This window comes from Corynebacterium freneyi (assembly GCF_030408835.1).
Taxonomy (GTDB): domain Bacteria; phylum Actinomycetota; class Actinomycetes; order Mycobacteriales; family Mycobacteriaceae; genus Corynebacterium; species Corynebacterium freneyi.
Window position 1 is genome coordinate 1,736,223 of sequence record NZ_CP047357.1, and the last position, 23,100, is coordinate 1,759,322.

At 67.5% G+C, this 23,100-nt stretch carries 15 protein-coding genes; 9 read left to right on the plus strand and 6 right to left on the minus strand.

Annotated elements, in window-relative coordinates:
* Positions 1–377: 377 nt before the first annotated feature.
* The 3 genes from CFREN_RS07795 to CFREN_RS07800 all read left to right on the plus strand — a co-directional run bounded on the left by CFREN_RS07795 (position 378) and on the right by CFREN_RS07800 (position 4,270).
* Positions 378–1,496 carry a YeeE/YedE family protein gene (locus tag CFREN_RS07795; protein WP_209652719.1) on the plus strand — a complete coding sequence of 373 codons (1,119 nt, stop codon included), beginning with the start codon at positions 378–380 and terminating at the stop codon, positions 1,494–1,496.
* 109 nt (positions 1,497–1,605) lie between these two features.
* On the plus strand, positions 1,606–1,833 hold the full coding sequence (locus CFREN_RS12870; protein ID WP_070522562.1) for a sulfurtransferase TusA family protein: 228 nt from the start codon (positions 1,606–1,608) through the stop codon (positions 1,831–1,833).
* A 184-nt stretch (positions 1,834–2,017) separates the two neighbouring features.
* Positions 2,018–4,270: a DUF2339 domain-containing protein gene (locus CFREN_RS07800; RefSeq protein WP_209652717.1), complete on the plus strand. Its 2,253-nt coding sequence runs from the start codon at positions 2,018–2,020 to the stop codon at positions 4,268–4,270.
* A gap of 807 nt (positions 4,271–5,077) precedes the next feature.
* Here CFREN_RS07800 and uvrA read toward each other — a convergent pair.
* Positions 5,078–7,933, minus strand: coding sequence for an excinuclease ABC subunit UvrA (gene uvrA / locus CFREN_RS07805; protein ID WP_209652715.1), 2,856 nt, complete (start codon positions 7,931–7,933; stop codon positions 5,078–5,080).
* 172 nt (positions 7,934–8,105) lie between these two features.
* Here uvrA and CFREN_RS07810 point away from each other — a divergent pair, with 172 nt between their 5' ends.
* The 3 genes from CFREN_RS07810 to CFREN_RS07820 all read left to right on the plus strand — a co-directional run bounded on the left by CFREN_RS07810 (position 8,106) and on the right by CFREN_RS07820 (position 12,368).
* Positions 8,106–8,831 carry an MBL fold metallo-hydrolase gene (locus CFREN_RS07810; RefSeq protein ID WP_070522551.1) on the plus strand — a complete coding sequence of 242 codons (726 nt, stop codon included), beginning with the start codon at positions 8,106–8,108 and terminating at the stop codon, positions 8,829–8,831.
* A 111-nt stretch (positions 8,832–8,942) separates the two neighbouring features.
* The gene (locus CFREN_RS07815; protein ID WP_209652713.1) at positions 8,943–9,812 is read left to right on the plus strand and encodes a DoxX family protein; all 870 of its coding nucleotides are present in this window, start codon (positions 8,943–8,945) and stop codon (positions 9,810–9,812) included.
* Positions 9,813–10,058: 246 nt separating this feature from the next.
* Complete coding sequence (locus CFREN_RS07820; protein ID WP_246580208.1) at positions 10,059–12,368, plus strand: HelD family protein; 2,310 nt, start codon at positions 10,059–10,061, stop codon at positions 12,366–12,368.
* Between the two features lie 153 nt (positions 12,369–12,521).
* Here CFREN_RS07820 and CFREN_RS07825 read toward each other — a convergent pair whose 3' ends face one another.
* Together CFREN_RS07825 and uvrB are read right to left on the minus strand one after the other, a co-directional pair.
* Entirely contained in the window at positions 12,522–12,962 is a 441-nt protein-coding gene (locus tag CFREN_RS07825; protein WP_070522544.1) for a universal stress protein, read from the minus strand.
* A 306-nt stretch (positions 12,963–13,268) separates the two neighbouring features.
* Positions 13,269–15,383 carry an excinuclease ABC subunit UvrB gene (uvrB, locus tag CFREN_RS07830; protein ID WP_070522542.1) on the minus strand — a complete coding sequence of 705 codons (2,115 nt, stop codon included), beginning with the start codon at positions 15,381–15,383 and terminating at the stop codon, positions 13,269–13,271.
* Positions 15,384–15,548: 165 nt separating this feature from the next.
* On the opposite strand from uvrB, the gene CFREN_RS07835 reads away from it, so the two are divergent.
* Positions 15,549–16,631, plus strand: a complete 1,083-nt coding sequence (locus tag CFREN_RS07835; protein ID WP_083291564.1) for a hypothetical protein — start codon at positions 15,549–15,551, stop codon at positions 16,629–16,631.
* 30 nt (positions 16,632–16,661) lie between these two features.
* Here the strand turns inward: CFREN_RS07835 and CFREN_RS07840 are convergent, their stop codons facing one another.
* Both CFREN_RS07840 and CFREN_RS07845 read right to left on the minus strand, forming a co-directional pair.
* Positions 16,662–17,945: a hypothetical protein gene (locus CFREN_RS07840; RefSeq protein ID WP_209652711.1), complete on the minus strand. Its 1,284-nt coding sequence runs from the start codon at positions 17,943–17,945 to the stop codon at positions 16,662–16,664.
* 69 nt (positions 17,946–18,014) lie between these two features.
* On the minus strand, positions 18,015–19,148 hold the full coding sequence (locus CFREN_RS07845; RefSeq protein ID WP_246580209.1) for a YeiH family protein: 1,134 nt from the start codon (positions 19,146–19,148) through the stop codon (positions 18,015–18,017).
* Positions 19,149–19,218: 70 nt separating this feature from the next.
* Between CFREN_RS07845 and CFREN_RS07850 the strand changes: the two genes are divergently transcribed.
* Positions 19,219–20,214: a LysR family transcriptional regulator gene (locus tag CFREN_RS07850; protein WP_209652706.1), complete on the plus strand. Its 996-nt coding sequence runs from the start codon at positions 19,219–19,221 to the stop codon at positions 20,212–20,214.
* A gap of 52 nt (positions 20,215–20,266) precedes the next feature.
* Here CFREN_RS07850 and coaE read toward each other — a convergent pair whose 3' ends face one another.
* Complete coding sequence (gene coaE, locus CFREN_RS07855; RefSeq protein WP_209652704.1) at positions 20,267–21,133, minus strand: dephospho-CoA kinase; 867 nt, start codon at positions 21,131–21,133, stop codon at positions 20,267–20,269.
* A gap of 660 nt (positions 21,134–21,793) precedes the next feature.
* Between coaE and CFREN_RS07860 the strand changes: the two genes are divergently transcribed.
* A complete protein-coding gene (locus CFREN_RS07860; RefSeq protein ID WP_141742971.1) occupies positions 21,794–23,020 on the plus strand; it encodes an IS30 family transposase in 1,227 nt (408 codons plus the stop codon).
* Positions 23,021–23,100 lie beyond the last annotated feature (80 nt).

The window sequence follows — 23,100 nt, forward strand, 5'->3', positions numbered from 1 at the left end:
ATCGGCCTTCTTCGCCCCATCGGGTCGACCCCGGCGCAACCATGGTTCTTCGGCGCACCCAGGGTGGGATTCTCTCCTCTTCGCTACCAAGGCGATGGCGCAATGAAGCGCCGCCGCTTGGCGGTCGTACGGACGAAGATAGCACGGGCTCCCCCGATCAGCCAAAACACAAGCCGGCGAGTCGCACGCCAAACTCCTTTGAGCCAGCATGAATAAAAGATAGACAGATCGGACTAGACAGACTTGTTCGTCTGCATGTAACGTGGCCGCCGCGCCTGACCCACGCATGAGCGTCGGCAAGCGTTTTCAAGTATTTCGCCCTCCCCGGACCGGCGCCGAGCCAGACCGGGAAACGATGAACAGGACGGTGCATTCGCATGCTCCTCACGGGAGCGGTCCTCGGGACCATCCTCGGTTACGTGCTCCAGCGCGGACGCTTCTGCGTCACTGGATTCCTCCGCGACCTCTGGCTGACCAAGTCCATGCGCGGCTTCACCGCCCTGATGCTCGTCATCGCGGTTCACGCCGTCGGCTACTGGGCGCTCGCCGGCGCCGACGTCATCGCACTGCGCGACCAGGGCTTCGCCCCCGTCGCCTCCATCGTCGGCGGCCTCATCTTCGGCTACGGCATGGTCATCGCCGGCGGATGCGCCACCGGAACCTGGTACCGCGCCGGCGAAGGCCTCGTCGGCTCGTGGCTCGCCCTCGTCGCCTACGCCGCCACCGCCGCCTTCATGAAGATCGGCCCCCTGGCCGGATTCACCGACGCCGCCCGCGACCACACCATCGGCACCGGCACCATCCACGGCGACCTCGGCGTCCCCGTGTTCGTGCCGCTCATCGCCCTGGTCGCCGTCACCGCCTGGCTCGTCTACCGCGAGGCCTCCAAGCCCAAGATCGACATCCCCGGCCTGCCCCCGCGCAAGACCGGCCTGGCCCACCTGCTGGCCGAGAAGCCCTGGGGTCTGTTCACCACCGCCGCCATCGTCGGCGTCATCGGCGTCATCGCCTGGCCGCTGTCGCAGGCCACCGGCCGCAACTCCGGACTGGGCATCACCACGCCGTCTGCCCACCTCGTCGGCTGGTTCGGCACCGGCGACGCCGAATACATGAACTGGGGCACCCTGCTGGTGCTCGGCATCATCGTCGGCTCCTACATCGCCGCCAAGGCCTCCGGCGAGTTCCGCGTCCGCGTCCCCAACGCCCAGATCGCGCAGCGTTCCGTCGGCGGCGGCGTGCTCATGGGCGTCGGCGCCGTGCTGGCCGGCGGCTGCACCGTCGGCAACGGCATGGTCGCCACCGGCCTGTTCTCCTGGCAGGGCTGGGTCTCGCTCGCCGCGATGGCCCTCGGCGCGGGCCTGGCCGCACGCATCTACCTGATGCGCAAGCCCCTCCTGCCCGAGTCCCTGCGCGCCGCGTTCTCCCGCACCGGCACCACGGACGCCGCCGACGAGACCGCCGTGTCCGACGCCGATACCGCGAAGGTCAACGCCTAAGCGCCTCGGAGGCGATGCGCCCGCAAACCCGCAAGCGGCTCACCGGCGGCGCAAGGCCCCACCGACCACGAGAATCAGCATTTCCGCTCTTCCCCCGAAAGGAACCACCATGGCCACCCACGTTCTCGAGACCAACGGCGAAGTCTGCCCCTTCCCCCTCATCGAAGCGAAGCAGAAGATGGAGGAGCTCAACACCGGCGACGAGCTCGTCATCGGCTTCGACTGCACCCAGGGCACCGAGTCCATCCCGCGCTGGGCCGCCACCGAAGGCCACGGCGTCAAGGACTTCAAGGTCGTCGGCGACGCCGAATGGTCCATCACCATCGTGAAGAAGTAGACGTCGTCGTCAAGCAGCAGAAGCCACGTGCGGGCGTGACGACGGCGCACCCGCCCGCACACGCCGCCACACGGCGGTGACACCCGCCCCGGAACGACTCCGGGGCGGGTTTCGCATATCCCCCCGGCCTCGACCGCGGAAATACGCGGGGCGTGGTTAAGGACGCGAACGTATTGTCGTGATCATGAACACGCCAGACGACCGCAACCGTCGCCTCGCCGACGCACTCGCGGACCTCGCCGACGCCGCCGACCGCGTCGCTGCAGTGGCGAAGGACCTGCGCGGCGACCTGCAGATGACCGATGGCACGCCCGGAACCGACGGCACCACCGCAGCTGCGGCGGATGCCACGGGCGCCGCTCCCGGCGACTCCGACGCCGTCGCGGATCCAGCGAGCGCGCGGGGCGCCGAGTCCAGGCCCGAGTGGTCCCTGCCGCCGATGCCACCTGGGCCGCAGCGGCAGCATCCCCTCGCACGGAGCCGCACCGCGGGTCCAGCGCCCGGGCAGCCGATGCCGACGCCGACGCCGCAGCAGCCGGTGGCGGGCCAGCCGCCGCAGCAGCCGCCATTGCAGCCGTCGGCACCGCAGCCACCCCAGCAACCGTCGCCGTTGGGGCCCCAGCAACCGTCGCCGTTGGGGCCCCAGCAGAGTCTCCGGCCCCAACGATTCTTCCAGCCGCAGCAACCGCAGCAGCCGCAGCAACCCCCGACTCCCTTCGCCGCTCGTCCGCCGGAACTGATCACGCCCCGGCGCCAAACCCGCGATCACCCATGGTGGGAGGACGAGAAGATCGTCCTGAGGGTCACCGCCGGCGTCGGCGCCTTCATCACCGTGTCGGGCATCATCCTTCTGGTCGCCTTCGCCATCCAGTCCGGCCTGCTCGGGCCGCTGGGTCGCGTGATCCTGGCGTACGCGTTGGCGACCGTCCTCGCGGTCACCGCCGTCGTCGTCCACCGCAAGGACCCCGACAACGCCGGCGTGACCGCAGCGGGATCGGCCGCCGTGATCACTGCCCACGTCACCACCGCGACACTGGTCCAGGGACTGGAATGGTGGCCGAACTGGCTCGGCACGCTGGTGCTTCTCGGCGTGATGGGACTGGGCTTCCTCGCCGCTCGGGTGTGGAATTCCGTCGCCTTCCTCATGGTCGGGTTCGTCGTAACGTACCTGGCCGCGTTCGTTACCGTGTGGCCGCGTTCCGACGACGCCGACCCGTACGCCGTCCTACCGGCACTCTTGATCCCCTCGCTCGTCGTGGCGTGGGTCTGGCGCGACCGTCCCAAGCGCAGCATGGTCTCGAAGAACGCCGCCGGGTTCTACCTCGTCGGTTCCATCGTGGTGCTGGACTCCACCGAGCCCGGCTGGCTGGGGGCTGCCGCGTTCATCGCCATCGGCATCGCCATCGCGGTGCCGGAGTTCCTCGACGACACCGTCATCGAGGGGCACACCCTCGTAACCCCTTCCGCCGGCGCAGACCCGGCCGCACCGGCACCCCACGCGACCACCCCGGGAAGCACCGGCCTCCAGCTGGCGACCCTGTACGCGCTCGCATGGCCGACGGTGATCATCTTGTCGATCGTCGGCCCCGGCGAGAAGTTCTCCCTCACCGTCGCGCTGCTCCTCGGATTGGCCATCGGCGCCGCCGGATTCGGCCCGTGGAAGGACCGCTCCGATCCGCGAATGAACACCCTCCGCTGGGCCGGTTTCATCACCGCGGCCTGGCCCGCGCTGCACCTGGGCATCGTGGACAACCACGAAACGTGGACCCGACTGCCGGCACTGCTCGTCGCCGCCGCGTTCGTGTGGACGTACGTCTTCCGCCGGTCCACGTTGGGACGGCGCCTGATGCCGCTGTGGGTCGCGGTCGCCCTGCTGTGCAACGGTCCGGCTCTGGTGCTGACCATGTTCGCGCCGTCCTACCTCATCGAGCACAGGTTCCAGCTCGGCGTCCTCGACGCCCCGAACGTCGTCCTGTCGGCGTTGCTCCTCGGCGTCATCGCCCTGGGCCTCATCGCGATCACCGTCGCCCACCGCGAACACGCGGGCAACTACGAAAAGACGGCCGGCCTGGTTGGCCTGCTGCTCACCGCGGTGCCCGTCATCATCACCCTGACGTCGGCGGGCGTGCGCTTCAGCCTCGCCCACGTCCTGCTGTCCATCGGCTGGATGGTCGCGGCCGCATGGCTGATGCTCGCCCCCAAGCGACTCAACGTCGACGCCAACATGGCCGCGTCCCTGGTCATCGCCGGCGTCGCGGTGATCAAGCTGGTCTTCTACGACATGCAGGCGATGACGGGTCTGACCCGCGTGTCCGCGTTCCTGCTGTGCGGCCTGGTGATGCTCGGCATGGTCGTCGCCCGCAGCCTCCGCGACAAAAAGGCGGATCGGGCGGACCGGGACGCCCGCCCGGTCGACGTGGAACCCGCGGACCGCTAGTTCCCGCGCCCCGGAGACTGCCCCGCGCCACAAAACCACGGGGTCGTCATCGATCCCGTGGTTCAGACCCCGTGGTTTGTCGTGAGAGTGGTGGCCCCGTGGTTTGTCGGCCCCCTTTGGGCCGTTTCAGGCTTTGCGACGGCCGTCGTCAAGCACATCCTTCTTGGATGGTCGCCTGCGACCCGGCGGATGGAGACCGCGTGAGAAACAACCGGAAGGAGTGAGACCCGGCGGAAGGAGTGCGACCCGGCGGATGGAGACCCGATGGGGGCGCCGAGAAGGACCTGAATACGACAAATGCAGCCTCACGCCCAGTGAACGCCGATAAAAGCCCAGGGCGCGAAACCGAGAGGCTGCATTTGTCGTCTAACTGCTGTGTCCCGGTAGATTGCGAACGTTTCCTACCGGGCCATCACCACATCCGGCGATAGCACCACATCCGGCGGTAGCCACGGTCAGACAAATAGAGGAAAGGCCAACCCTGCAAAAAGAAGGAAGGCCGTCCCTGTGATCGTCTTGGGCCCCACACTCAAAGGCCCCGGAAACGACCGTCCATGATGCCCCGGCGACTGCCCCGCGCAACAAACCTCGGGGTCCAAACTGCGGGGTCGGCCAACACATTCTCAAACCACGGGGTCCAAACCACGGGGTCGGTAATTCTTCGGCCCTAAACCACGGGGTGGGCACCGACCCCGTGGTTTGGCATTCGGGTGGTGCGCCCGCGCGCGTTATCCCCGTAGCGCTGCCGAAACGTGATCGGCTGGAGTCCCCGGTGGTCGGCGCTCGCAACCTACCGGGACACAACAGCTAGGCCTCCAGCAACGGCTTGAGGTAGTGACCCGTGTGAGACGCTTCGACCACGGCGACGTCCTCCGGCGTGCCCTGCGTCACCACGGTGCCGCCGCCGTCGCCGCCCTCGGGCCCCATGTCGATGATCCAGTCAGCGGACTTGATCACGTCCAGATTGTGCTCGATGACGATGACCGTGTTGCCCTTGTCCACCAGGCCCTGCAACACGAGCATGAGCTTGCGAATGTCCTCGAAATGCAGGCCCGTCGTCGGCTCGTCGAGGATGTACACCGTCCGACCGTTCGACCGCTTCTGCAACTCGGCCGCCAGCTTCACGCGCTGCGCCTCACCACCGGACAAGGTCGTCGCCGCCTGCCCCAGGCGAACGTAGCCCAGACCGACGTCGACCAACGTGTTCAGGTACCGGGCGATGGACTGGATCGGCTCGAAGAACTCCGCCGCCTCCGAGATCGGCATGTCCAGCACCTCGGCGATGTTCTTGCCCTTGTACTGCACCTCGAGCGTCTCGCGGTTGTAGCGGGCGCCGTCGCAGACCTCGCACGGGACGTAGACGTCGGGAAGGAAGTTCATCTCGATCTTCAACGTGCCGTCGCCGCGGCACGCCTCGCACCGGCCGCCCTTGACGTTGAAGCTGAAGCGCCCCGGCTTGTAGCCGCGCACCTTCGACTCCTGCGTTTCGGCGAAAAGCGTGCGGATCTTGTCGAACACGCCCGTGTACGTCGCCGGATTCGACCGTGGCGTACGACCGATCGGAGACTGATCGACCTGGACGAGCTTGTCCAGCTGATCGAGCCCTTCGACGCGGGTATGCCGCCCCGGCACCTGGCGGGCGCCGTTGAGCTCGTTGGCCATGACCTTGGCCAGAATCTCGTTGACCAACGTCGACTTGCCCGACCCCGACACACCCGTGACGCAGGTCAACAGGCCCAGCGGGAAGGTGACGTCGACGTTCTTCAGGTTGTTCTCGCGCCCGCCGCGCACCGTCACCAACCGATCGAAATCGACCGGGCGACGCTTCTCCGGCGGCAGGATCTTCCGCTTGCCCAACAGGTACTCGCCGGTGATGGAATCGGCGGCGTCGAAAATTCCGTCCGGCGTCCCCGAGTAGACGATCTCGCCGCCGTACTCGCCGGCGCGTGGTCCGATGTCGACGAGCCAGTCGCCCTCCCGGATCGTGTCCTCGTCATGCTCGACGACGATGAGCGTGTTGCCCAGATCCCGCAGCTTCTTCAACGTCTGGATCAGACGGTGATTGTCCCGCTGGTGCAGGCCGATCGACGGCTCGTCGAGGACGTAGAGGACGCCGGCCAGGCCGGAGCCGATTTGGGTGGCCAGGCGAATGCGCTGGGCTTCGCCGCCGGACAGCGTTCCGGCGGAGCGGGCCAGCGACAGGTAATCCAGGCCGACGTCGAGCAGGAACCGCAGCCGTGCCTGCACCTCGCGCAACACCCGGCCGGCGATCATCTCCTCGCGCGCACCCAGGGTCAACGCATCGAGGAACGCCGAACAATTCGCCACCGACATGTCCGTCAGGCCGGCGATCGACTTCTCTCCGAAGCCCTCCGCCTCCAACGTCACGGACAGGATCTCCGGGCGCAGGCGGGCGCCGTTGCACGCCGAACACGGGACCTCGCGCATGTAGCCCTGGTAGCGCTCCTTCTGGGACTCGCTGTCCGCCTGCTCCAACTTGCGGTGCAGGTAGGGCATGACGCCCTCGAACGGCGCGGTGTACTGCCGGGTTCGGCCGTAGCGGTTGCGGTATCGGACGCTGACCTTGTGCTTCGACCCGCGCATCAGGGCCTTGCGCTGCGCCTTCGTCAGATCCTGCAGCGGCGTGTGCGGGTCGAAGCCCATGGCGTCGGCCAACCCGGTGACGAGCTTTTCGAAGTACTTCTTGTTCAGCGTCCGGTTCCACGGCTCGATCGCCTCGGTCACCGGCTTCGACGGGTCCGGCACGATGAGGTCCTCGTCGACCTCCAGCTTCGTGCCCAGACCATCGCAGGACGGGCAGGCGCCGTACGGGGAGTTGAACGAAAACGACCGCGGCTCGAGCTCCTCGATGTCGATGCGGTGGCCGTTCGGGCACGAGATGTTCTCGGAAAAACGCCGCATGCGATTCGGGTCGTCGTCGTCAAGCCCGACCGCGTCGATGACGACGACGCCGTCGGCCAGCCGCAACGCCGTCTCCACGGAATCCGCCAGACGCTGCTTCTGCGTCGCCTTGACCTGCAACCGGTCCACCACGACGTCGATGTCGTGCTTGACCTGCTTCTCCAGCTTCGGCGGATCCGTCAGCCGGTGCATCTCGCCGTCGACGACCACGCGCGCGTACCCCTCGGAGGCCAGCTCGGCGAACAGGTCCACGAACTCGCCCTTGCGGGTGCGCACCACCGGCGCCAGCACCTGGAACTTCGTGCCCTCCGGCATCGCCAGCACCTGGTCGACGATCTGCTGCGGCGTCTGCGACGAAATGACCTCGCCGCAGGTCGGGCAATGCGCCGTGCCCGTGCGCGCGAACAACAGGCGCAGGTAGTCGTAGACCTCGGTGATCGTGCCCACCGTCGACCGCGGGTTGCGGTTCGTGGACTTCTGGTCGATGGACACCGCCGGCGACAGGCCCTCGATCAGCTCGACCTCGGGCTTTTCCATCTGCCCCAGGAACATGCGCGCGTAGGAACTCAGCGACTCGACGTACCTGCGCTGCCCCTCCGCGAAGATCGTGTCGAACGCCAACGACGATTTGCCCGACCCCGACAATCCGGTGAAAACCACCATCTTGTCGCGGGGCAGGTCGAGGTCGACGCCCTTGAGGTTGTGCTCCCGGGCACCACGGACGATGAGCCGTTCGGCCAACGCACGCACCTTTCTTTTGTCGGTCTTCTGACGGTCTTATGCCGGCATCCGTCGGTTGACGGCGGAACCCCGCGCTCGTCGCGGCCCCGCATCCCCCGCGATGATACATCACTCATACATTCGTTCGAACGGATCGCGGCGGGATCGGTCAACCACGGCTACCCTGGCGGCCATGACAGCACACGACGTCACCATCAACGACGATTACACCGGCGACCTGTCCCGCAACGAGGTCCAGCGCATCCGCGTCGGCGCGATCGACGTCTACAAGACGTCGGTCGGCGACATGGACAACAACTGCCACCTGCTGGTCGACACGAGGGCTCCCGAACGTTCCTTGCTTATCGACGCCTGCGCGGAGGCCGAGCATCTGAAGAACCTGTGCGACGCGGTCGGCGCGACGGTGACGACCATCGTCACCACGCACTCCCACGGCGATCACGTGCAGGCGCTGCCGGAGCTGGTCGAAGCATGGGGCGCGGAGCACGTGACGTCGACGCTCGATTCCCCGGACATCGACGTCCCCGCCGACCGTCTGCTCGACCAGGGCGACGTGATCACCTTCGGCGACGGCGCGACGCTGGTCGCGTTCATCCTGCGCGGCCACACCCGCGGCGGCGTGGGCCTGGGCCTCGACGGCGGCGAACCGTCGAACGCCGCCGACGACGACGTCTCCGACGATTCCCCGATCCACCTGTTCGTCGGCGACTCCCTCTTCCCCGGCGGCGTGGGCAAAACCACCAACCAGGAGAACTTCTCGCAGCTGCTCCAGGACGTCGAAGAGCGCATTTTCGACGCCTACCCCGACGACGCCGTCGTCCACCCCGGTCACGGTTCGGATACGACCGTGGGAGCCGAACGCCCCCACCTGGAGGAATGGCGCAACCGGGGTTGGTGAAACCCCGGCGGGAGATCGAACGCCGCGTAGACTCGACGTATGGGTCGCCGAACCGTTCACACCGGCCCGGCCCGACCGTGACAGACACGACAACCAGGAGTTGACCAGAAAATGATCCGCAAGCTCGCCCGTCCGATGCTGGCCTCGGTCTTCATCGCAGATGGCGTGGACACCCTCATGAACCAGCAGGACCACGTGGAGGGCGCCAACGAGGTGACCAAGCGACTCCGCACCGTCGTGCCCGCCGAGTACCTCTCCTTCCTGCCCAGCAACCCGAAGACCTCGGTGCAGATCGTGGCGGGCACGAAGGTCGCCGCCGGCACCATGTACGCCCTGGGCAAGGCCCCGCGCGTCGCCGCGACCGCCCTGGCCCTGGTCCAGGTGCCCACCGCCCTGGCCCGCCACTCGTTCTGGGAGACCCAGGAGCCGAAGGAACGCAAGGCCCGCAAGACCGGCTTCCTCACCGACGTCGGCCTGCTCGGCGCCCTGTTCCTGGCCACCGCCGACACCGCCGGCAAGCCGGGCCTGGCCTGGCGCGCCGAGCACGCCGGCAAGCAGGTGAACAAGAAGGTGCAGGCGGCGCTGCCGACCCAGTCGGAGACCGAGAAGCGCACCGAGGAGATCAAGGGCACCGCCTCCGAGTGGCTGGAGAAGGCCCAGGACTTCGGCGCCGATCTGCAGGACAAGTCTGAGGTCGCCTTCCACCGCGCCGAGGACTACATCGCCGACAACAAGGGCGACTGGAAGGACTCGCTGCAGTCCTTCGCCGAGGATGCCCGCGACACCCTCGCCGGTGCGGCCGACACCGCCCGCGAGTCGCTGTCCGACGCCGCGGACACCGCCCGCGAGTCGCTGTCCGACGCCGCCGAGACCGCGGAGAAGGAGACCAAGAAGTCCCGCAAGCAGGCCCGCAAGCAGCTGAAGAAGTCTCGCAAGCAGGCCCGCAAGCAGGTCAAGAAGGCCCGCAAGAACCTCAAGTAGGTCACCCGCCGCATGCGGGGCCCGGCTGCGGGCCACTTCCGCGTAGACGATCGGCCCGTCCACCACGTCAGGTGGGCGGGCCGTTTCGCGTCTTGAGTGTGCATCGGGCCCCACGGGGGTCGTCGTCAGGCCGGATCGTCGTCACGCGGGGTCGCCGTCACGCGGGCTCGTCGTCACGCGTCCCGGTGGAAACGGCACGGGCGTGGCGTAAGATGGCGCTTTCCCCCGACCACGATTGGAGCGCACGTGCCGCACCCGGATCTGCCCGCCGAGCAGGAACATCTCGACGAGGTGTACGCGCATCTCGACGCCGCGCGGCGCCGCGACCAGGATGCCCTGCGCACGGTGATGCTCGACGACGACCCGGAGCCGCAGGCCCGCGTCGAGCGGGAGGTGGAGTACCAGCGGCTGCAGGCCAACCTGGAGCGGTACCGGCACGCCGAGGTGGGCCTGGTGTTCGGGCGCATCGACGTCGCCGACGACGAGCCCGACAATCCCGTGCCCGGCGCCCCCGAGCTGGATCGCCGGTACATCGGACGCATGGGGCTTTCCGACGCCGACGACGATTACCGTTCGCTGTTGATGGATTGGCGCGCTCCGCAGGCCCGTCCGTTCTACCTGGCCACCACCGCGCATCCGGAGGGGGTGACCCTGCGCCGTCACCTGCGCACCCGCGGACGCACCGTGCGGGCCATCGACGACGAGCGGCTGACGGGCGCCGATGCCGCGACCGGGACGACCGGGGTGGCGGACGCGCGGGGCGGCGACGCCGAGGGTCCGGTCGAACGACGCATCGAAGACGGCGTCGGCGGCGAGGCGGTGCTGCGCGAGGTCATCGATTCGGCGCGCACCGGCCACATGCGCGGCATCGTCGAAACGATCCAACGCGAGCAGGACCTGATCATCCGCGACAACGGCCGCGGCGCCATGGTCGTCCAGGGCGGCCCCGGCACCGGCAAAACGGCCGTCGCCCTCCACCGCGTGGCGTGGCTGCTGTACACGCACCGCGATCAGCTGGCGAAGACCGGCGTGCTCATCCTCGGGCCCAACACGACGTTCCTGGAGTACATTTCGCGGGTCCTGCCCAGCCTCGGCGAGACCGGCGTGGTGCTGCGGACCATCGCCGACCTCTACCCCGGCGTATCCGGAACGGGCGCGGAATCGCAGGCCACCCGCGAGGTGAAGGGGTCGGCGGAGATGGTGCACATCCTGCGCCAGGCGGTCCGCGACCGGCAGCCCGACCCCGACGCCGACGAGACTGTGACGCTCGACGGCGTCGAATTGACCATCACGCCCGCGATGGTCCGCGCCGCCCGCACCCGCGCCCGGCGCTCCCGCAAGCCGCACAACCTCGCCCGCCCCCTGTTCCGCGAGCATCTCCTCGAGTCGCTGGCGCGCGCGTTGGCCGACCGCATCGGCGCTGATCCGCTGGGCGGAGAAAACCTGCTGTCCATCACCGACGTCGCGGATCTGCGCGACGAACTCGACGCCGACGAGGTCATTTCCGGGCTTCTCGACGACATGTGGCCGGAGCTCACCCCCGAGCAGCTGCTCGTCGATCTGCTCGAGTCCGAAGACCGCATCGCCGCGGCCGCCGTCGAGTACGACGACGCCACCCGCGCCGCCCTGCTGCGCGAGCCGGGCACGCCGATGGGCCCGTCGGATCCGCCGTTGCTGGACGAGCTCGCCGAATTGCTCGGCGGCGTCTCCGACACCGGCGACGAGCGCGAATGGTGGCGGCGACAGATCGAGGAAGCGCAGGACGCGCTGGACATCCTCACCGGCTCGGCGCACCAGGAGCTCGACGACGAAACCGACGCCGAGATCCTCATGGCCTACGACCTCATCGACGCCGAGGCGTTGGCCGAACGCCACCGCGACCGCGACGTGCGCAGCACCGCCGACCGTGCCGCCGAAGACCGCGAATGGACGTACGGGCACGTCATCGTCGACGAGGCGCAGGAGCTGTCGGTCATGGCCTGGCGCATGATCCGGCGCCGCTCCCCCAACGGCTGGATGACCATCGTCGGCGACATCGCCCAAACCGGTTCGCCGGCCGGCGCGGAAAGCTGGGACGACGCCCTGGGCCCGATCATCGGCGATCGCTGGCGCATGCATCGCCTGACCATCAACTACCGCACCCCGTCGGAGATCATGGACGTCGCCGCCGACGTCCTGTCGCGCATCGCGCCGAACGCGGAGCCGCCGCGTTCGATCCGCTCGACCGGCCGCGCCCCCGTGCGCACCGGCAGCCTGTCCGACGCCCTCGCCATCGTCCGCGACGCATCCGACGACGCTCGCCTCACCGCCGTCATCGCCCCGGCCGCACGCGTCGAGGACATCCGCGCGCGGGTCGAATGCCCCGTCCACGACGTCGACTCCGCCAAGGGACTGGAATTCGACGAAGTCATCCTCGTCGACCCCGACGCGATCGTCGCCGAATCCCCCCAGGGCCTGCAGGACCTCTACGTCGCGCTCACCCGCGCCACCCAGGGCCTCACCGTCGTCGCAGACGGGCAACCCGAATCGCTGCCGCCGCTCGACCCCGCACGCTGAGCGGCCCCTCGGGCCGGCAGGGCTTTGCGACGACCGCCGGAGCCTGCGCCGAGATGCGACACGACGAAACCCCGGCCACCCGAACGAAGGGCGACCGGGGTTTCGTCGTCACGCACGGGAAAAACTCCCGCAGACGTGGCCGAAAAACCTGGGTCAGGCGACCGTGTGGACGATCATGACGTCGCAGTCGGACTGACGCGCGACATCGGCCGGGACGGAACCCAGCAGACGGCCGGTCAGCGAGTTGATGCCGCGGTTGCCCACGACGAGCAGATCGGCGTTGCGGTCGTTGACCAGGGTCATGAGGGCCTCGACCGGGGAGCCGGCCTTGACCTCGGTCTCGACGTTCTTGGCGCCGGCGGCCTCGGCGGCCTTCTTGGCGGTGGCCAGGTTCTCCTGGGCCGGGTCATCGCCGAGCACCTGGACGGAGTCCTGGCGCAGCGTCGAGGAAGCGGCTTCCTGGTTCTCGTAGTACGCGCAGCCGATGACCAGGGTCGCATCGAACGCCGCGGCGATGCCCGCCGCGCGCTCGACTGCAAGAAGCGAGGACTTCGAGCCGTCGGTGCCGACGACGATGGTCTGGTAAGCGCTCATGAAAACTGCCTTCCGCAAAACTCGGTGGTGGTTCGAGATTGATTTTTGTCGAGATCGCCGCAGTGCGATCGAGGTGGTGCGAGGAACGTCAGGCCGGGCACGTCGGAAGCGCCGTTCGGGCCGTGTTCCTTTGCCCAAGACTAGCAAAATCGGGGCCAGGCGGATCGGGCATTTCCGACGGTGCGCGAATGATCATTCACTGATTTTCGGGCATCTGCGCACGTCATCACGCCTCTCGTCGAATGTGGCGGGCATCTCATGCGGACCCAAAAGTATCCCCCGCCACTAACCCCGTTCGCCCGGCGCCTACTCCAGCCCGGCCTCCTCCATGCCGCGCAGCTCCTTCTTCAGGTCGTGGATTTCGTCGCGCAGCCGGCCCGCCAACTCGAACTTCAGCTCGCGGGCGGCGGCGCCCATTTGGGCGGTCAGGTCGTCGATGAGCTTCTGCAGCTGCGCCTTCGGCATGCCCTCGATGCTCGCCCGTTCGGCCAGCGCCGCATCGGCGGCCGCGGCATCCCCGGCCGCCCCATCGCCGCCCTCCGACTGATTTTCGTGGACCTGGTCGAGGATGTCGGCGATCTTCTTGCGCAGCGGTTGCGGGTCGATGCCGTGCTCGGTGTTGTAGGCGATCTGCTTTTCGCGGCGCCGCTCCGTCTCCTCGATCGCGTTGCGCATCGAGTCGGTGATCGAGTCGGCGTACATGTGCACTTCGCCGGAGACGTTTCGCGCCGCACGGCCGATGGTCTGGATCAGCGATGTCGTCGAACGCAGGAAGCCTTCCTTGTCGGCGTCGAGGATGGCGACGAGCGACACCTCGGGCAGGTCGAGCCCCTCGCGCAGCAGGTTGATGCCCACCAGCACGTCGTAGTCGCCCAGCCGCAGTTGCCGCAGCAGTTCGACGCGCTTGAGCGTGTCCACGTCGGAGTGCATGTAGCGGACGCGGACGCCGTTTTCCAGCAGGTAGTCGGTGAGGTCCTCCGCCATCTTCTTGGTCAGCGTGGTCACCAGGACGCGTTCGCCCCTGTCTTCGCGCAGCCGGATTTCGTGGATGAGGTCGTCGATCTGCCCCTGGGTCGGTTTGACCACGACCTTCGGGTCGACCAGACCGGTGGGGCGAATGACCTGCTCGACGACTTCGCCGCCGGTCTGCCCCAGCTCGTAGGGTCCGGGCGTTGCGGACATGAACACCACCTGGCCGACGCGCGCGTCGAATTCCTCGAACGTCAGCGGCCGGTTGTCCAGCGCCGACGGCAGTCGGAACCCGAAGTCGACCAGGTTGCGTTTGCGGGAGGCGTCGCCTTCGAACATGCCGCCGATCTGCGGGACGGTCACGTGCGACTCGTCGATGATGGTGAGGAAGTCCTCCGGGAAGTAGTCGATGAGCGTCGCCGGCGCGGACCCGGCGGCGCGTCCGTCGATGTGGCGCGAGTAGTTTTCGATGCCGGAGCAGAATCCGACCTGCTGGATCATTTCCAGGTCGTATTCGGTGCGCATGCGCAGCCGCTGCGCTTCGAGGAGCTTGCCGCGGTTTTCGAAGTCGGCGAGCCGTTCGGTGAGCTCCATCTTGATTTCCTCGATGGCGCGTTCCATGCGTTCGGGCCCCGCGACGTAGTGCGTTGCGGGGAAGATCCGCAGTTCGTCGACTTGCTTGACGACGTCGCCGGTCACCGGATTGAGGTAGTAGAGCGAGTCGATCTCGTCGCCGAAGAATTCGACTCGGACGGCCAGTTCCTCGTAGGCGGGGATGATGTCGACGACGTCGCCTTTGACGCGGAAGGTGCCGCGGGTGAAGGCGATGTCGTTGCGCGCGTATTGGATGTCGACGAGCATGCGGAGGAATTCGTCGCGGTCGACTTCCTCACCGACGCGCAGGATGGCGGATCGGTCGAGGTAGGACTGCGGGGTGCCCAGGCCGTAGATGCAGGACACGGAGCTGACGACGACCACGTCGCGGCGCGACAGCAGCGCGGAGGTGGCGGAGTGGCGCAGGCGTTCGACGTCTTCGTTGATGGACGAGTCCTTTTCGATGAAGGTGTCCGTCTGCGCGATGTACGCCTCGGGTTGGTAGTAGTCGTAGTAGCTGACGAAGTATTCGACGGCGTTGTTGGGCAGCAACGACGACAGTTCGTTGGCCAGCTGGGCGGCCAGGGTCTTGTTGGGGGCCATGACCAGCGTGGGGCGCTGCATTTTTTCGATGAGCCACGCCGCAGTGGCCGATTTGCCCGTGCCGGTGGCGCCCATGAGCACCACTTCCCGCTCCCCCTTGTTCAGCCGTTCCGCCAGCTCGGCGATGGCCTGGGGCTGGTCGCCGGCGGGTTGGAACTCGCTGACGACCTCGAATTCGCCGCCGGCGCGCTCAATGTCGCCGACGGGGCGGAATTCGGACTGGGCGACGACCGGTTGTTCTGCGGGAAAGGCCATGGGGCCAGCCTACAGCGCCCGCAGTCCATCGCACATTCGTTCGCAGGCATAAAAAGGGCCCGGCAAGCGTTAACGCTCCTGGCGTCAGAGGCTACGATCCGGGCCCTTACCGCGTGACGCTCCTGGCGCCAGAGGCGGCTCACGGGCGACGCTACCATCGCCCACATGGGAGTCAAGCGCGACATCAGGTGGGTTTCCGAGGCACGTTTCAAGCCATACCGGGAAGAATGCGATAGCGATGACGATAAGGCGTGGCTCCTTTACGAATGGAACGCGAAGGTCGCTTCCGCACTCACCGAGTGCATACACCATGTGGAGGTTCTCTTCCGCAACTCGATCATGGAGCAACTCGAGAAAATCCACCCGCTCGCATATCCATGGCACCTCGACAACAAGACGATAAAGGATGTCGCAGCGAAACAGTCGCGCGATGCAACGTCAGCTGCCGAACCCGACGACATCATCGCCCATCTCAATCTGGGCTTCTGGAAAACTCTCCTTCAGGACAAGCCCACCGCGAACGAAGACCTTTGGCGACACCATCTTCGCAACGCCTTTCCCCACGTGCACACCGACCGCAAAACCGTGTTAAACGGCGTCGAGGATCTTTTCGAACTTCGGAACCGTTGCGCCCACCATGATTCGCTTCTTCGCTTCGATCCCAGCGTCGAACTCAAGAAGATCATAAAACTCGCCAGTTGGATCGACCCCGACGCGGCTCAGTGGATCGAAGAAATAGAACGAGTGTCGGACGCCGTTCGGGAGCGCCCGGTACCCCCGAAGCTTGACACTGCGGTCATCGGCCATCGCAACGACGAGGTCTACAAGATTTACGAGCAAGTTGGCGCACTCATCAACTCTGCAGATCGCAAGATCGCTCCCGTGACGTACATCGGGTTCTACCACGACAAAAGGATCGAAGCTGAGTTTCCCACAATCCTCGAGATTGAGGTCCCGAAAGCGTGGAGCACCAAAGAAGCCGCCCGCTTGAAGAAATCGACCGACGCGAAAGAAAAGCGACTCGGCAAAGTCATGTCTTGTGCTCTCAAGCATGGAATCGCCCCAGGAGGAAACTACGAGGTCTACCACCTGAGCCCGATTCGCAGTGACGAGACTTCGCGCACGAGATCGCGGAGCCCGATCCTTCACAATAAACACGGCCGGGGCTCGGGCTTCGTCAAAGGAGGGCTCCGCTGTTTTTCGCTGTCGACGCTTCTGCACGCGAGCGACACGACCGACCTCGCCTGACTCTTCACGGAGGCACGGGGCCTTCGTCCGTTACCCCTCGGTCACCACGAGCTCATCGGGGGTCTCCGGCAGTTCGGCGGTCAGCGTTTCCTTCTCGCCGGTGAGGTCCACGACGTGGATCGTCTTGGTGGCGGGGTCGGTGACGTAGGCGACGTCGCCGTTCACGGCGAGCGCGGGACGCGGGTCCTGCCACTCCTCGGACTCCTCCCAGGCGTCGATGACGTCGATGGTCTTGACCACCTTCGCCTGCTCGGGGTCGATGAGGTGCAGCTTTCCGTCGGTGCCCAGCACCACCGCAAGGCCGTCGTCATTCATGCCCAGGGAGCGGAAGGTGTAGGAGGTGCCCAGGTCGACGAGCTTCAGTTCTCCGGTTTCGGTGTCGATGATGGAGACCTTTTCGGGGCGCTCGAGCTCGCCGTCTTCGGCGGCCCCGGCATCCGACTTGTAGTCGCCGAGGACGTACTTCGACTCGGTGGAGCCGGCCTGGTTTCCGATGCGGCCGTACTCGTCGGGCGCCTTGACCTTGGTCACCTTGCCGTCGGCGTACACCAGGCCACCGTCGGAGCAACCGACGAAGATGCCGGCCGAGGACTCCTCGGCGCCATGCGCGCCGGGGCATTCCTCGAAGCGCTTGAGCTCCTTGCCGTCGGCATCGACCTGGGCGACGCCGGTGCGGTTGCCCTCGTCGTCGGCGATGGTGACCATGTACGTCCCGTCCTCCCCGAGTACCGCGATGCCGTGGTGGGCGGGGACGCGGAAGTGGTCGACGGCGTCCATGCCGGTCAACCGCACGGTGGTGACGTCGCCGGTCTCGTCGTCGAAAAGCACGGCGGTGTCGTCGCCGGCGACGACGTGGCCCGGCTTGGCCGCATCGACCCCGAATCCGGTGAACAGCGGGTCTCCGGCGTAGTGGTGGGAGTGGTCGCCATGCGGCTTGGAGTACGAACCCATGTCGAGGGCGCGGAAGCCCTCGTCGGTGGACACGAACACGTGGCGGCCGTCGCCGGCGGGGTTGAGGCGCAGGTAGCCATCGGCGGGCAGTTCGGCGAGCACCTCGGGCTCGTCTCCCCCGTCGAGGTCACCGGCGTCGAGAACCATGACGCCGCCGTCGTAGCTGATCGCCAGCCGCGCCTCGGCGTTGCGGGTTTCGGAGACATCGGCGGCGGTGGTCGCGGTGGTCACGGCCGGAGTGCGGGCCGCGTCCCCCGAGGTGCCCTCGGCGCCATCGGCGGCGACGTCGTCATCGGAGGAGCAGGCGGCGAGGAAGAGCGAGGCGGCGGCGAGTGCGCCGACCGCAATCTTGTTGTTGAACATGGATTGCATTAGAGCATTTGTTGCAAATGTTTTTCAACTGCGCGGCAGTCGCGCACCTCCCCGCGCCAATCAACCGGCGATGAGCACCCCCGCAATGCCGATGCCCGCAACGACGGCGGTAACCAGCGCCGCCATGGCGAACGGAGCCGCCCCGACCTTCCGGATCAGCGAGAACTTGACCCCGACCCCCAGCGCGAACATCGCGGCACCGAGAAACAGCTGCTCGGCGACGCCGGCGACGTCGATGACGCCCTGCGGAACGATCCCGGTGGAACGTACGACGACCATCGTCAGGAATCCCGCGACGAACAGCGGCATGATCGGCGGCAACGTCATTTCGCCGACCCCGCCGCTCGCATTCCCCTTCGTCCCCGGTTCCCCGGCGGAACCCGAGCCGGCGGCGAGAATGCGGCGCCGTTCACCGATCGAGATGGCGGCCATGACCGGTGCGAGCATGAGCACGCGGCCGAGCTTGATGATGACCGCCGCCCCCAGTGCCGGCCCGCCGATCGCCCCGCCGATGGCCACGACCTGGGCCACCTCATGGACCGACGCGCCGGCCCACATGCCGATGGTCATGTCGTCGAGCCCGAAAAGGTGCCCGAGCGCCGGCACCAGCGGAATCATGAGCGTGCCGAAGATGACCACGAGCGCCACGGCCGTCACCACGGATTCACGCAGCCCCGCACCGGAACCGTTTCCTCCGCCTTCCGCGGTGCCGTTGCTTTGCGACGACCGCCCCTCCCCGCTTTCGTCGTTCGCACCCAGCACGCCCGCCAGCGCCGCGACGGCCGCGGCCCCGCAGATGGAGAAGCCGCAGGCGATGAGCAGTCGCAGACGACGGTCGATGCCGAGCGCCGACCCGATGGCCACGCCGACCACGATCCCGCCGACGACCACGGCGACGACGGTGAGGATCATTCCCGCCCCCAGGTCGGCGACGTCGTGAAGCGACAGCCGCAGGCCCAGCAGGACGATGCCGATCCGCAGCACCTGCTTCGCGGCGACGGCGAGGCCCGGATCCACGGCGGCGGGCAAGCGAACCGCGTTGCCGACGACGACGCCGAGGATGATCGCGACGACCATCGGACTGAGCACCGAAAACGGCGCGGCCACCAGGTACGCCGCGCCGACCCCCGCCGCCGCGAGCGCCAACCCGGGCAGGACGTTCGACGGGGATGGCGCTGAGATTTTCAAGGACACCCCACAAGTGTCGGCCACCTGCGGGAAATCCGGTAGACGGCGAATCCGTCCGAGGGCATACGATTTTGATATGACCGTCCATCCGACCGCAGCCGACCGTCAGCCCGAGCTGGCCGCGATGCACTTCACCGCCCAACACCTCATCGGCCTGCGGTTGCTCGCCGCCGCCGACGAACTCGGAAGCCTGGGCGCTGCGGCGCGGGCCACGGACATGGCGCAACCCAACGTCAGCCGCGCCATCGCCGCCCTCGAAGACGCCCTCGGCGCGCCGCTCCTCGACCGCAACCCGCGCGGATCCACGGCAACGCCGCTGGGCAGGTCCGTGATCGCGGCCGCCGCTGCCCTCTTCGACGCCGCCGCCACGTTCCGGCGCGACGTCACGTCCCTCCTCGCCGACGACTCGACCCCGTTGCGGGTGTCGGCGAGCATGACCGTCGCCGAACACCTCATGCCGGGGTGGCTGGCGACGTACCGACGGCGGCATCCCGACACCGACGTCGGACTGAGAGTGCGCAATTCCGAGCGGGTCTTCGACGAGGTGCTCGCCGGCACATGCGACATCGGCTTCGTGGAAACGCCCCTGGCCCGCAAGGACCTCAACGCGACGGTGGTCGCCGACGATCACCTCGTCGTGGTCGTCGCCCCCGGGCACCCGTGGGCGCGGCGCGGCCGCAATGCCCCGGGCGCGACCGCGGATGAACCGGTGGCCGACGAACCCGCCCTCTGCCCGGTCACGGCCGCCGAACTCGCGGCCACTCCCCTCGTCCTGCGCGAATCCGGCTCGGGCACGCGGGCGTTCCACGACCGGGCGCTCGCCCCCTGGAACCCCGTGCCACCCGCCGTAGAACTCGGCAGCAACGCCGCCGTGGCCGCCACCGTGCGGGCCAGCGGTGAACCCGGGGTGCTCAGCGAACTGGCCGTCGCCGACGCGGTGGCCCACGGCGAACTTGTCGTCGTCGACGTCGACGAACGGCTCGATTTCCGCCGCCACATACGCGCGGTGTGGCGCGGAACCGGCGGCCCAGGCCCTAACGCGAGGGAGCTCATCGACATCGCGTCACGGTGAGAGAACCCGTCGGGCTGCTGTGGGGAACCCGTCGGGCACCGCCGGGGACCCCTCAGGCGCCGGCGACCCGGTCGTCGAAGTCCGGGGTCTTCTGGCGGACCAGCGATACCGGGTTGCCCGGGTCGAGGCTTTCCCAATGTGCGCCGACGTGCTTGTACGGCGCGTCGCCAATTTGCGGCTCACCGTCGAGGGTGAGCACCAGCCGGTTGCCGCTGAGCACGGTCCCGACGACGCCGACGCCGAACTGTCGCGTCACGCGGGCCACCTCACGGTCGATGCGGCCGGGCGGGCGCACCGGCTGCGGCTCCACCAGGCCCTCCATGCCGGTCATGGGCACCAGACGGGTGCGCCAAATCTTGTCGACCTGCGTGATCAGCGCCTGCTCGGTTCCGGAGTTGTCGATGACGACGTCGGCGGCCGCCAGCCGTTCCTCGTCGGAGATCTGCGCGGCGATCCGACGGCGAGCATCGGCCTCGTCGACGCCGCGACTCTCCACCAGCCGCTTGACCCGCACGTCCACCGGCGCATGCACCACGAGGACGATGTGGCAATCCGCCGCAAGATCGTTTTCCACCAGAAGCGGCATGTCGTGGACGACGATGTCCCTCGGCCCGGCCTCGGCGAACCGCTCGGCGGTGCGCTCCGCGATCCGCGGGTGCGTGATCGCGTTGAGCATCGCCGTCTTATCCTTCGACGTGAACGCCCGATTGGCCAACCTGCTGCGCAGCAGACGGCCATCGGCGTCGACGATGTCGGGGCCGAAAGCATCGACCAGCTCCCGAAGCGCCGGCTGACCGGGTTCGACGATCTCGCGGGCGATGGCGTCGGCGTCGACGATGACGCACCCCAGCTCGCGCAGTCGCCGGGCCACGGACGACTTTCCGCTGCCCATTCCTCCGGTCAATCCAACTTTCAACATGACCGCCACCTTAAGCCATGCGGCGGATCAGTGGCGTATCGGCACGCCACTTTCGCTTTGCCGCAACCCTTTTGAGAGTGATCAAATCGTTATTTGACGGCGACGCTTCCGCCTGCCGCCATCTGCGGCAACGTCCCGCCCCGGGCCCGTCGACCGGGTCGTCGTCACGCACGGACCGGACACGCGCCACGCACGCCGACGCATCCATCCGCCGGGCCCGCACTCCGGCTTGGGTTCTATCGGTCGTTGCAACACCCCTACCCACCAGGGGACCCAACGACCATGGCACCACGCCACCCGTTCTACTCACTGACGCCCACCGACCAACAGGCTCTTGCCCAAGCCCTGTCACAACCGGGAACTTCCATCCGCTCGGCGGCCCACACGCTGGGACTGCACTACCGGCATTGCCTCAACTTCGCCCACACCCATGGCCTGGTACCACCACGGCCAACACCACCGGCCGACACCATCAACCGGGCCGTCGACCGCGTTGCGGCCGGTTCCACCCTGACCCAAGCCGCCCGTGACTGTGGCATCAGCATCTCGGCGGTATTCAACGCCGCCCGCGCCGCCGGCGTCCACCAACCCCGCCCGATGCCTCGCGGTGCCGCAGCGACAACTCGCCGAGTCGAGTATCTAACGCTGCGTCTATCAGCACTGACCCGCACCGATGCCGCCGCAGCCTGCGGCATCAGCCCCCGCACCGCCTTGGACTTCGACAAAGGGGTAACCAAAACCGGTACCCGGCCGCGCACACGCTTCATCCCCACCGGCGCCGACGCCGCCCAGTACAACAGACTCATGACCACTTTGCTGACGCACCATGACGTCATCGAACCCGGCCGGCAACCCGATCCCGCCAATCACCCCACCATTGACCCGTATCACCGGATCCACCCGCGCTACCTGTCGCTGACTGAACGGGAAACCATCGCCGACCTGCGGCGGGAAGGATGGTCCATGCGGGCCATCGCCGGGCACCTGGGACGTAGCCCGTCGACGATCAGCCGCGAGTTAGCCAACAACCGCAGCGCCGACGGGCCCTACCGGCCCATCGCCGCAGCACGCAAAGCCGCGGCCCGTAGGCTTCGGCCCAAACAACCCAAAATCGCCGGTGACGCGATGCTGGCGCAGCTGATCCAAACAAAGTTGGATCTGCGGTGGTCCCCCGAACAGATCGCTGCATGGCTACGCCGGGCCTATCCCCACGCCAAGGAGTGGCACGTGTGCCATGAAACGATCTACCAGGCCCTCTACGTCCAAGCCCGCGGCGGGCTGAAAAAGCAAGTCGCCGCAGCGCTGCGCACCGGCCGCGCACGGCGAGTGCCCAACGGTGACCCGGCCCAGCGGCGGCGACGCTTCGTCGACGACATGGTCATGATCAGCCAGCGGCCCGCCGATGTCGAGGATCGGGCGGTGCCCGGGCATTGGGAAGGCGACTTGATCCTGGGTGCGGCCAACAAGTCCGCCATTGCCACGCTGGTTGAACGCACGACCCGCTACGTCATCCTGGTGCATCTGCCTGCCGGTCACGGTGCCACCGCCGTGCGTGATGGGCTCACCGCGGCGATCGGTTCGCTGCCCACGCACCTGCGGGGATCGTTGACCTGGGATCAAGGCTCGGAGATGGCCGGCCACAAGCAGTTCAGCGTCGCAGCCGAATGCCCGGTGTACTTCTGCGATCCGGCCAGTCCCTGGCAACGCGGTACCAATGAAAACACCAACGGCCTGTTGCGGCAGTACTTCCCCAAAGGAACTGACCTGTCGGCGCATTCGCCGGAGGACCTGGAGTTCGTCGCCCAGCAGCTCAACGGTCGTCCCCGGAAAACTCTTGGATGGGACACACCGGCTCAGCGGATGAGTGCTTTACTGGACGCGTCTTGATCCGCTGGTGTTGCAACGACTCCTAGAATCCGCCCGGTACACCGCTGAAACGAAAAGCCCCGGCCCCGCCCTCCGCGGAG